Genomic DNA, 10,430 nt, shown 5'->3' with positions numbered 1-10,430 from the left:
TGGCCGAGCACTGGATGATGTCGGTGCCGTCGATGATGATCTTGCCGCGCTCCGGTCGGAGCAGGCCGATGAGCGACTTGAGGAACACCGACTTGCCGGTGCCCGACGGGCCCAGGATGACGCTGAGCTCTCCGGAGGGGATCGTCAGCGTCACGTCCTCCCAGATCTTCGAGGAGCCGAACGACTTGCTGAGGTTCTCGACGTCGATTTGAACGCCCATGCAAAAACCCTTCCCGGGGAAACACCGCAACACACCTGTGCTCAGCGTCACTGTATCGCACGGTGGTGGGCTGCATCACGTTTGTCCCACCAGCAACGAATCCCCCGCGAACCGGGCGGTTCGCAGGGGATTTCGCTGGATCGAAGCGGCGGTTCGCTACTTGACGCTGACCGTCGCGCCGGCGGCCTCGAGCTTGGCCTTGGCGTCCTCGGCGGCCTCCTTCTTGACCTTCTCGAGCAACGGCTTGGGAGCGCCGTCGACGAGGTCCTTGGCCTCCTTGAGGCCCAGGCCCGAGACGATCTCGCGGACGACCTTGATGACGCCGATCTTCTTGTCGCCGGCGGCCTCGAGGATGACGTCGAACTCGTCCTGCTCCTCGACGGCCTCGGCAGCGCCGCCGGCGCCGGGGGCGGCGGCCACGGCGACCGGGGCGGCCGCGGTGACCTCGAAGACCTCTTCGAACTTCTTCACGAACTCCGAGAGCTCCAGGAGGGTCATCTCCTTGAACGCGTCGAGCAGGTCGTCGGTGGAAATCTTTGCCATGGTTGTGGTCCTTCCGTGGTTTATGGGTTTTTGGGTTGTCGTCGGTTACGCGGCTTCGCCGGATTTCTTCTCCTGCAGCGCGGCGGCCAGGCGGGCCATCTGCGATGCGGGAGCGTTGAACAGCCCGGCCGCCTTGGACAGGTTGCCCTTCATGGCGCCCGCCAACTTGGCCAGCAGCACCTCGCGCGAGTCCAGGTCGGCGATGGTCTCGACCTCGGCGACGGTCAGCGGGTGGCCGTCCATGTAGCCGCCCTTGATGATGAGCGCCTTGTGCTCCTTGGCGAACTTCTTGATCGCCTTCGCCGCGTCAACGGCCTCGCCGCTGACGAACGCGATCGCGGTCGGTCCGGCGAACAGTTCGTCGAGGCCCTCGATGCCCGCTTCCGCCGCGGCCCGCTTGACGAGGGTGTTCTTGGCGACGGTGTAGGTGGCGGTGCCGCTCAGCGAGCGGCGCAGTTCGGCCAGGTTGGCCACGGACAGACCGCGGTACTCGGTGACCACGGTGGCCGTCGAGGACTTGAACTGCTCGGTGATCTCGGCGACCGCGGTGGCCTTCTCAGGCTTGGCCATGCATTGCCTCCTCGGGTTGGCGACCGTCGGCCGGCCCGGAAAAGACGAACGCCCCGACGCAGACGGTCGGGGCGCGCACAGACGTACGGATGCCTCGTCCTCCTGCGTGGGCCGCCCGGAAATCCGGGACCTTCAACCGATTAGCCGCTTGCTCTCTTCGCGCAAGCGCTCATCGGTGACCAACGGTCTTCGGTGGAACCGGGAAAGGGTACCTCGGGCGCGCCCGCCGCCCCAAATCCGCCCGTCCTTCCCCGCGCCCTTCCCCCCGCCCTTCCCCCCGCCCTTCCCCGCGAGCAGACGTAAACGTCAACGGAGATCCGGTCGATGTGAAGTTGCATGAGTTCCGGCCGGCGCCGCCGACGCCCTACATCGAGCAGATCAAGGCCTATTCGCAGTTGCTGGCCGCGGAGTCCGGTATCCCGGCGCCGTACCTGGGTTTCGTGACGGATAACCCGTCGAGCGCGGATTCGATCCGCCAGCAGGAGTACCGGCTGGTCAAGCGTGCCGAGCGGCGGCAGAAGAGTTTCGGCCTGGCGTGGCGGGAGGTCGCCTACCTGGCGTTGCTGCTGCGCGATGGCGGCGTCGATCCGCAGGTCTTCCGTGAGGTGGGGGTGAAGTGGCGTGACGCTTCCACCCCGACGCGGGCCGCGGCCGCCGATGAGGCGTCGAAGTTGATCCCGATCGGGGTGCTGCCGCCGGACTCGACGGTCACCTATGACCGTCTCGGCCTGTCGCCGCAGGAACAGCAGCAGCTTGAGCGGGACCGGCGCCGCGGCGGTGCGAAGTCGCTGGTCGACCAGTTGACGGCGAGCCCGCCGCAGGCCAGTGTGCCGGCCCCGCCCGCCGATGCGGTGGCGCAGGCCGTGGGAGGGCAATAGCCGGCCGTGGCGGTCGCCGTCGACGAGTTCCAGCTCCTGCTTGTCAAGCTTGCGGCGGACCTCGACATCAAACTCGACCGGCTCGTCGCCGCGGTGGTCGACCGGACACAGCGCGAGGTGCTGACCTACATCAGCGCCGCCTACCCGGAACTGATGGATCGCTACCTCGGCGCGGTGGGGGACCTTTCGGCGACCTACTACGAGGACCAGCCCGGCGGTACGCCGGGTTTCATCGCGAAGCCGGCAGACCCGACACCCCAGGCGCGGTTGGCGGCCTCCGCGCGGTGGGCGATGCTGCAATCGGTTCCGCGGACGGCGCTGTCGGGGGCATCCGCCCGGTTTCTGTTCGAGCATTCCCGGACGACGATCGTCGGCAACGCCGCCCGCGAGGACGTGCGGTGGGCGCGCCACGCTTCGGCCAACGCGTGCGGGTTCTGCCGCATGCTGGCTACCCGCGGCACTGTCTACCGCGGCGCGGCCACCGCGAAACGTAGCCACAACGGCTGCCACTGCATCGCTGTGCCCGACCGGGACGGCAACTACGAGCCCGCCCCGTACGTCGCGCAGTGGGAGAAGGACTACAAGGCCGCCCGCAAGGCCGGTGCGTCCACGCCAGGGCAGATCGCGCAGGCGATGGACGCGGGACGGCCAAAGGCCAAGGCGCCGAGACCAGCGGCCAAGAGGGTCGAGGGGGCACCGCCCGCAGCAGCTCCTGGCGGAAGTGGGCCACCCAAGCCGCCGCGTAGCATCCCGCCGGTGATGGGCTCGCCGGAAGACCGCTACCCGGACATGTATAACGGAGATCCTGCACCGTTGAGGCCGTCGGATGTGCTGGCCCTTGACGAGGCAGATCTCCAGCACATACTGGCCGGGCATCGTTACAACTCCCGAGTGCCAGACAAACGCGAGTTCCCCGACCGATGGGGCAACTCAGTTGAGGGTCCGATTGAAGCAGGCTTGTGGGACCGAGCCACCCAACGCACACTTTGGCCGGGAAAGAGCGATCGAGTCGTCTACATCAGAGCGCTCTACGACGAGGTCGTCTTCAAGATTGTGTTGATGCGAGTATCGGAAAAGAGTGGATGGTGGCATGTGCTGACCGCACATCCTCTAAGCGGAAACGGTGTCACCTACAACAACCCGGAGACCGGCCTGCGCGACCCGGTTCCATTGAATATCGAAGACCTGACCCGTACCATCGAGTAGGTGACAACAATCCTGGTAGATGGCAAGCGGTTGGCCAGCGATCTGCGGGATTCATTGCCGGTACAGAGCCCCATGGTCAACGAGAATTTGGCCTTAGGCGAATGGGAACTTGCGATTTTTGAGGGTCTAGCCACTCTGATTACAGCAAATTCGCCCTTGCCATCTGAGCTACGCGTCAGGATCGAGCAGTTGATAGATGGCGCGCAAATCTGGCATAAGTACGCCGATTTAATCCGAGATGAACTAATTAAAGTTCCATCCGCCTAGACCTGGGCGGTACCGGAGAACGTAGGACCCCTGAGCTGATCGCTCCGGGGTTCTTTCGTATGCGCCCTCGGAGGTGCGAAAAATTCTTCACCCCTGTTCCAGGGGGTTGGCGTGGACGACCAGCGCATCAAGTGGTCGGTAGTTGCTGACGAGCTACGGGAGAACACATGTCTGGTATCACCCCGGCGGAAGGCCAGCCGGCCGACACCATCGTCACCCCCGCGGTGGGGGATGGCGGCGAGAAGCAGTTCGAGGCGATCACGTCCCAGGAGGCCCTGGACAAGATCATCGGCCAGCGCCTCGCGCGGGAGAAGAACAAGAGCGCCGAGCAGTACGCGGATTACGACCAGCTGAAGGCCGATAGCGCCGAGTTGGCCCGCATCCGCGACGGCGAGAAGACCGAACTGCAGAAATTGCAGGAACACCTGGCCGCTGAAACCGCGGCCCGGGAGAAAGCCGAGCAGGCCGCCGCCGCCGCGGTAACGGCGCAACTGCGCATCGACCGCGCCGCGGCCAAGGGCCTGCCGCCGGTGCTGGCGAAGAAACTGGTCGGCACTACAGCTGAAGAGCTGGACACCGAGATCGACGAGTTGCTGCCCCTGGTGGCGCAGCGGCCGGGCCCTCAACCCAATCCCCAGCAGGGGGTGCCCTCGCAGGGCCGCGGCGGGTCGATCTCGGCCGGCCGCGAACGTTACGCGGCCCAACACAAGTAACCCTCGCAGGCGGGCCGCCTGCACAACACTCTTGAAAGGAGTGACACCATGACTCAGCTCGGAATTCGCAGCGAGTCTGTCGGTGCAGGCGACCAGTCTTGGCTCGGTTCGCGGCACGGCACCGACACCGCCCGATCGGCCACCCTGGACCCCACAGCCTGGACGGCCAAGACCACCAGTGGCGTCATCAAGTCCGGGGAGCCGTTCGCGGTTGTCTCCGGTCTGGCGGTGCCCTACAACGCGGCCGGTTCAGGTGGCACCGATGTGCTGGCGGGGTTCATCCTCACCGACACCGCGGTGGCTGCCGGCGCCGGGAATGTGACGTTCCCCGGTGTGTGGCATGGCCGCATCATCCTGTCCAAGTTGCCGTCCACGGTCACCGCTTCGGCGAAGACCAGCGGCCTGTTCGTGCTGGAGGCCTAAATCATGCTGTGGACTGATCTGATCACACCTGCCGATCTGACCGGGTTCGCCCGGGCGGCCGTGGAGGACGTGGAACGGCAGAAGGCGACTCTGGCGCGGTGGCTGCCGAACTACGCGGTTCCCGACGTCCCCGAATCCGCGGCGTGTCGGGGACGTTTACGTCTGCTCGCCGGAGGAGAGGGGGGCGCGGAGGAGGGCGGCGGCCCCGACCAGGCCGGCGGCCCCGCCGAGTTCGGCGGGCACCACCCGCAGGCCGCGGGTGAAGTCCAGCGCCGCGTAGTCCTTCAGCGCCTCGCGCAACGGATCGAACAGCACCGGGCCGGCGTTGGCCACTCCCCCGCCGATGACCACCAGGTCCAGGTCGCAGACCGCGGCCACCGACGCGATCATCGCCGCGACGGCCCGCGCGCCGCGGCGGAAGGACCGACCGGCGACGGCGTCGCCCGCCGCCGCGGCCTCGGCCAGTGCCCTTGCGTCGTCGCCGGCCCAGCCCTGTTCGCGGGCCCAGGCCACCAGGCGCGGCCCGCTGGCGATGGCTTCCACGCAGCCGTGCCCGCCGCAAGCGCACGGCGGCCCGTCGAAGTCGACGACCGTGTGCCCGACGTGGCCGGCGTTGCCGGTGCGGCCGGCGTAGGGCACCCCGTCGAGAACCAGGCCGCCGCCGATGCCGGTGGACACCACCATGCCGAGCATGAATGCCGCGCCCTGCCCGGCGCCGCGCCAGTGCTCGCCGAGGGCCATGCACAGTCCGTCGCCGGCCAACCGGACCGGAACCCCGGGCACCGCGGCGGCCACCCGGTCACGGACCGGGAAACCCCGCCAGGCGGGGATGTTCACCGGGCTGATGGCCCCGTCGGGCACGTTGATGGGCCCGGCCGAGGAGATGCCCACCCCGCCGACCGTTCCGCCGGCGGCGGCGAGGGCCTCGGCGATGACCCGCTCGGCGGCGGCCCAGACCTCGTCCGGGTCGTCGCTGCGCGGTGTCGGTTGCCGATTCTGTTGCAGCACTTCGCCATTCGCGTCGACGATGCCAGCGGCGATCTTGGTGCCGCCGATGTCCAGGGAGAGAACGCTCATGTCAGTGCCTGTGGGTGTTGTCGGGTTGGCGGGGGTCGCCGGGGTGCTCGTAGCCGGGCGCGAGCCGGACCAGGGCGGCGCGGCGCTGGTCGAGCCAGATCCGGAACGCCCGCCGGCGCGCGGCGCCGCGCAGCATGGCCGCGATGGCGCCGGCCACCTGATCGAAGTCCGGCGCGGGTTCCTCGCCCCGGGCGAAGCGGCGCGGGTTGCGGCGGTGGTAGTCGGCGGCGGCGCCGGGGTCGACGTCGACGCCGGCGGTGACCCGCGCGAACACCGCCCGGGCCAGCGGGTCGGCCAGTGCGCCGGCGGCGATGCTGCCGATCTCCAGGCGCGCGGTGAGGTCGGGCAGCAGATCCTCTTCGGTGGGGGTGGCGCCGGTGACCGCCACCCCGAGGGCGGCGGCCTCGGTGGCCACCACCCGTTCGGTCACCAGCAGTTGGGTGAGCCAGCGCCGCAGTTGCCGGCCCTCGCTGGTGCCCGGCCGAGGCAGCGCGGCGGCCTGCGGGGAGGAACGCAGGACGGCTTCGCGGGCGTCGACTTCGGACACCGGCACCGGCGAACCGGCCACCGTCGCAGCAAGACTCATCGGACCGTCACCGACACTGCCGGAGAGTAGAGCAGCCGCCCCGCGCAGCCGATCCGGATCAGCGCCCACCACCGGCCCGGGGTCGCCCAGGGCGGCGGTGCGATGTCGAAACCGACCTCGACGGTGGACCGCGCGGGCAGCACGGCGCCCAGGGACGCCGGCCCGATCCACTCCCAGGTTCCCCACGGGCTGATGAGGTGCGCCTCCAGGTCGAGGTCGGCGCTCGCGCCGCCGGCCACGGTGGCGCTCAGCCGGGCGGTCTTTCCACGGTCGACGACGATGTCGGCGGGCTGCGGGTCGAGAAGTCGCACCAGGTCCTCGCCGGGGTCGCCCACGGTGATGACGCAGACGTCCTCGACGCGCTGGCGCCAGGCGGGCGGGACGTCACCGGAGAGCGTCAGTTCCGCGCGCACCGGGTAGTGGCCCGGTCCGGCGTCCGCGGGGACCCGGACGGCGATCGCGGCCTCGCGGTGGCCGCGCGGCGGCAACTCGAAGGTTCTCTCTCCGTGCCGGCCGGGCGCCCACATCCGGGCGGCCGGGTCCTGCCCGGCTTCGGCCCAGCCGCTGGGATACCGAAGCCGCACCGCGCCGGTGACGGCGGCGTCGCTGCAGTCGCCGGCCACGGTCAGCCGCAGCCGCACGGTCTCCCCGGGCCCGGCGGTCACCGTCTCGGGGTGCAGGTGCGCCACGGCGGGCAACCCGCCCAGCGGTGCGGGTCCGCGGTTGTGCAGCCAGTAGCGGGCGTAGAGCGGTTGGGCGGGTTCGGCGTCGGGCGCCAGCTGCCGGCCGGTGGCGTCGATGACCTTGTCGACGTCGAAATGCGTTGCCAGGGTGGCGATCTGGTAGCCGTGCAGGTTCAGCGGGTCGCTGTCGAGCCGGGGGGCCTCGAGCAGGTCGGCGGCGGCGATGCCGGTGACCTCGCCGACTGAGGTGGTGATGTGCGCGTCGGCCGCCCGGCCCACCGTCTCGACGAGGCGGACGGTGACGTTCGCGGGGTCGACGACGGCGGCGCTGCCGGTCGCCGTCGGGTTGCCGGCCGCCTTGAGCGCCCCGAGTGCCACCGTCCCGGCGGGTTCGACGGTCAGCAGGGACCCGTCCGCCGGCAGCCCGGCGTTCCCGCCGGTGACCGCGACGCCGATCAGCGGATGGTTGAATTCCGCGCTGCGCGAGGGCATTCCGATATCGCGCCAGTCCCCCGCCCCGGAGACGAGCGCGAAGTCGAAGGTGTGGCTCCAGTGCTGCAACTGGAAGTTCGAACCGTCCGGCGCCCTGCGCTGCGGCGGGTCGATCCACACCCCGGACGGCCAACCGGTGCAGGACCGCATCAGCGAGGCGTGCAGGGTGCCGTCGCGTTCGACGGCGAACCCGGGCACACCCCGGTTGATCAGTGCGACGGTGCGCGGTTCGAACCGGCCGCATTCGGCGGGGATTTCCTGCGCGACGGCGATCTCGGCGTCGCCGAGGTCGCACACCACGGCCTGCACGGCCCCGTCGCCGGCGACGATCAGCACGGGCAGGTCCAGCACACCGCGCAGGTCGGCGTCGGGCACCCAGACGCTGTCCAACGCCTCGGCCGCCGGCACGAAGACCATCGCCCGGCCCCCGGCCAGTTGACGTTTCACCTCACCGGCGTAGGCGGGGTCGGCCGCGGCCAGGACCGCGGCGGTGAAGGCGTTGTCATCCGGGCCGCCCAGGGCGATGCGGGCGTCGGGCAGGTTGGAGTCGACCTCGAGGTGGCCGTAGCGCGGACGGTCGGCGGCACTGCAGGTGGCGGTCACCCCGGCGCGCACCAGGGCGACCATCAGGTCGCGGGCGTCGGCGTCGGCTTCGACCGGGGCGATCACCTCGGCGACGGACACCGACCTGACCTGACCGGGCTCTTCACGTCGTTCAGCGCCCGGACGTGTCGGCTCGCCCACCCGGATCCGCGCGCAGGAGGACAGCCCGAACCATCCGTGCGCCGGATTGTCCAGTGTCCAAGGGTGTTTCGCGGAGTCGACCGCGCGGTCCTCGCCGGAGGAGTGGTCGTGCATCAGCCCGAAGCCCCGGCCCACGACCGCGTCGCCGACCTCACTGACCGGCAGCGCCCCGGGTACGGGGCAGGGCCAGCGCAATCGCACCAGTCGGTCCGCGCCGGTGAAGTCGTCGACGGTGGTGCGGCAGTCCACCCGGTCGATGCCGTGCCACAGTGTGACGGTCTGGGTGTAACGCAACTGACCACCGACATCGCCCCGCACCACGATTCGTTCGCCCAGTGGGCCGCGGTAGGCCTGCACCGTCGCCGGCGAGGACGAGGAGCGTTCCAGCGGCCCGGTGGGCAGCAGATGCCACGGCCCCTCGCCGGCCTCCGGGTGGGCCGGGTATTCCTCGTAGACGGCCAGTTCGTTGCCCACGGCGCCCTCGGCGATCAGGTCGCGGCCGCTGCCGGTCTCCACCAACGACACCACCCCGCCGCCGCGGGCCGGGTCGACCCGCAGGCGGTGGAAGTCGTTGGCGATCTCCACACCGTCGACCTTCACCCACCCAGAGGGGGTGGTGCCCTCGACGACCCGGTAGGTGCGCCAGCCCAGCGAGCCCACGTCGTCGGCCCGCCAGCTCACCGAATGGCCGTCGTCCTCGACCAGCGCCGGATGCTCGCCCCCGGCGGCGTCGAGCACCACGACGTTGCCGCGGACCGGCTGGTCGAACCGGACGGTGACGATGTCGGAGCGACTGTGCGCCAACGGATTCCAGACCACGAAAGAGGAGACCCCGGCGTCCACCGCGCTCGACAGCACGGCCAGCGCGTTGTCGCGGGCGGCGCGGCCCAGTTCCCACGCGTCGCGCCACCCGGTGAGCAGGTCCAGGTAAACCTGGTCGGACTCGCTGCCGGTGATGGCGTCGTGGTGCGCGCCCCAGGCCAGTTGCACCCACGCCTTGGCCAGCGCCGCCTCCGGGTAGCGGGCGCCGCCGAGCAGGGCGGCGAACACCGCGAAGCGTTCGGCGCCGAGCAACGCGTCCTCGGCGGCCCGGTTGGCCTGCTTGGTGTCGATGTAGGAGACGTCCTTGCCGGTGTAGATCGGGTTCATGTCCCGGGTCTGCGGGGAGGCGGCCCGGCCGGCCAGTTCGGCGCGCACCGCGGCGAAGAACTCCCCGGGCACCGCGCAGACGAACCGCGGCCAGGTGTAGCGGGCGTTCCAGTCGCGGTGGATCTCGGTGACCCAGGCATTCGGCGGGGTGTAGTCGGTGCCGACCGGCAGCAGCACGTTGCGGGTCAGCGCCACCGACTTCAGTTCACGGAACAGTTCGTAGGTGGCGTGCTCGGCCTCGGCCAGCGAGGTCGAGGAGTCCATCCACCAACCGGCCGCGTAGTGCGCCGGCATGTAGTGGGTCAGCAGTCCCACCCCCGACGGCGCGATCCACTCGAACTCGCTGCGGAACTGCATTCGCCGCGGGTCACCGCCGCCTGCCATGGGCCCCCACTGATGGTGCGGGCCGCGCGCCCAACTGCTCGACGTCAGGCCGGCGCCGGCGGCCATCCCCGGAAACTGCGGATCGTGGCCGAACACGTCCAGTTGCCAGGCGGTCGCCGGATCGGCGCCCAGGACGTCGCGCTGAAACCCGATGCCGTGCACGAAGTTCCGGATGGTGCTCTCCGCGCCGGTGAGGTTGGTGTTGGGTTCGTTGTAGGTGCCGCCCATCACCTCCACCCGCCCGCCACCGATGAACCGCAGCAGGTCGGCGCGATCCTCGGGGTGGACGTCGAAATAGGGCTTGAGGTAGTCGACCTCGGCCAGCACGAACTTGTAGTCCGGGTCGCGCCGGGCCATCTCCAGGTGCGCGGCAACCAGGGCGAAGGCGTTGTTCTGCTTGCACGCCCCCGGCGGTTCCTCGGTCCACACGCTGGTGTAGGCGCCCTGGGTGTTCCACCACACCGGGTCGTAGTGGAAGTGGCTGATCATGTGCAT

Annotated in this window: 11 protein-coding genes; 5 read left to right on the top strand and 6 right to left on the bottom strand. The window is 69.9% G+C overall.

Annotated features, from left to right (window positions below; all coding sequences use genetic code 11):
- From ADBZ5U_RS11075 to rplJ, 3 genes are all read right to left on the bottom strand, one after another.
- On the bottom strand, nt 1-220 hold a 220-nt coding region (locus ADBZ5U_RS11075; RefSeq protein ID WP_526265350.1), incomplete at its 3' end, for an ATP-binding cassette domain-containing protein.
- Nucleotides 221-376: 156 nt separating this feature from the next.
- The gene (rplL, locus tag ADBZ5U_RS11070) at nt 377-763 is read right to left on the bottom strand and encodes a 50S ribosomal protein L7/L12 (RefSeq protein WP_526265348.1); all 387 of its coding nucleotides are present in this window, start codon (nt 761-763) and stop codon (nt 377-379) included.
- Nucleotides 764-808: 45 nt separating this feature from the next.
- Nucleotides 809-1,333, bottom strand: coding sequence for a 50S ribosomal protein L10 (rplJ, locus tag ADBZ5U_RS11065; protein ID WP_526265346.1), 525 nt, complete (start codon nt 1,331-1,333; stop codon nt 809-811).
- Between the two features lie 326 nt (nt 1,334-1,659).
- Here rplJ and ADBZ5U_RS11060 point away from each other — a divergent pair, with 326 nt between their 5' ends.
- The 5 genes from ADBZ5U_RS11060 (at nt 1,660) to ADBZ5U_RS11040 (ending at nt 4,820) form a co-directional block, all read left to right on the top strand.
- The gene (locus ADBZ5U_RS11060; protein WP_526265344.1) at nt 1,660-2,211 is read left to right on the top strand and encodes a phage portal protein; all 552 of its coding nucleotides are present in this window, start codon (nt 1,660-1,662) and stop codon (nt 2,209-2,211) included.
- A gap of 6 nt (nt 2,212-2,217) precedes the next feature.
- A complete protein-coding gene (locus ADBZ5U_RS11055; protein WP_526265342.1) occupies nt 2,218-3,417 on the top strand; it encodes a VG15 protein in 1,200 nt (399 codons plus the stop codon).
- The gene (locus tag ADBZ5U_RS11050) at nt 3,418-3,684 is read left to right on the top strand and encodes a hypothetical protein (protein WP_526265340.1); all 267 of its coding nucleotides are present in this window, start codon (nt 3,418-3,420) and stop codon (nt 3,682-3,684) included.
- Between the two features lie 167 nt (nt 3,685-3,851).
- The gene (locus tag ADBZ5U_RS11045; RefSeq protein WP_526265338.1) at nt 3,852-4,397 is read left to right on the top strand and encodes a capsid assembly scaffolding protein Gp46 family protein; all 546 of its coding nucleotides are present in this window, start codon (nt 3,852-3,854) and stop codon (nt 4,395-4,397) included.
- A 48-nt stretch (nt 4,398-4,445) separates the two neighbouring features.
- On the top strand, nt 4,446-4,820 hold the full coding sequence (locus tag ADBZ5U_RS11040) for a potassium transporter (RefSeq protein ID WP_526265336.1): 375 nt from the start codon (nt 4,446-4,448) through the stop codon (nt 4,818-4,820).
- 156 nt (nt 4,821-4,976) lie between these two features.
- Here the strand turns inward: ADBZ5U_RS11040 and ADBZ5U_RS11035 are convergent, their stop codons facing one another.
- The 3 genes from ADBZ5U_RS11035 to ADBZ5U_RS11025 form a co-directional block, all read right to left on the bottom strand.
- Nucleotides 4,977-5,897 (bottom strand): ROK family protein, encoded by a 921-nt coding sequence (locus tag ADBZ5U_RS11035; protein ID WP_526265334.1) that lies wholly within the window; start codon nt 5,895-5,897, stop codon nt 4,977-4,979.
- Nucleotide 5,898: 1 nt separating this feature from the next.
- Complete coding sequence (locus ADBZ5U_RS11030) at nt 5,899-6,483, bottom strand: DUF7158 domain-containing protein (RefSeq protein WP_526265332.1); 585 nt, start codon at nt 6,481-6,483, stop codon at nt 5,899-5,901.
- Nucleotides 6,480-10,430, bottom strand: a 3,951-nt coding sequence (locus ADBZ5U_RS11025; RefSeq protein ID WP_526265330.1) for a glycoside hydrolase family 38 N-terminal domain-containing protein, incomplete at its 5' end; no start/stop codon positions are given. The genes ADBZ5U_RS11025 and ADBZ5U_RS11030, both read right to left, overlap by 4 nt.

Origin of the sequence: Mycobacterium sp., from assembly GCF_040398885.1 — a bacterium.
In the GTDB taxonomy this organism is placed as follows: Bacteria; Actinomycetota; Actinomycetes; order Mycobacteriales; family Mycobacteriaceae; genus Mycobacterium.
This window is presented reverse-complemented; position numbering and strand designations above follow the sequence as displayed.

Excerpts from the sequence above, each read along its gene's own strand:
- ADBZ5U_RS11030 (WP_526265332.1), bottom strand. The coding sequence starts at position 6,483 with ATGAGTCTTGCTGCGACGGTGGCCGGTTCGCCGGTGCCGGTGTCCGAA.
- ADBZ5U_RS11035 (WP_526265334.1), bottom strand. The coding sequence starts at position 5,897 with ATGAGCGTTCTCTCCCTGGACATCGGCGGCACCAAGATCGCCGCTGGC.
- ADBZ5U_RS11045 (WP_526265338.1), top strand. The coding sequence starts at position 3,852 with ATGTCTGGTATCACCCCGGCGGAAGGCCAGCCGGCCGACACCATCGTC.
- rplL (WP_526265348.1), bottom strand. The coding sequence starts at position 763 with ATGGCAAAGATTTCCACCGACGACCTGCTCGACGCGTTCAAGGAGATG.
- ADBZ5U_RS11040 (WP_526265336.1), top strand. The coding sequence starts at position 4,446 with ATGACTCAGCTCGGAATTCGCAGCGAGTCTGTCGGTGCAGGCGACCAG.
- rplJ (WP_526265346.1), bottom strand. The coding sequence starts at position 1,333 with ATGGCCAAGCCTGAGAAGGCCACCGCGGTCGCCGAGATCACCGAGCAG.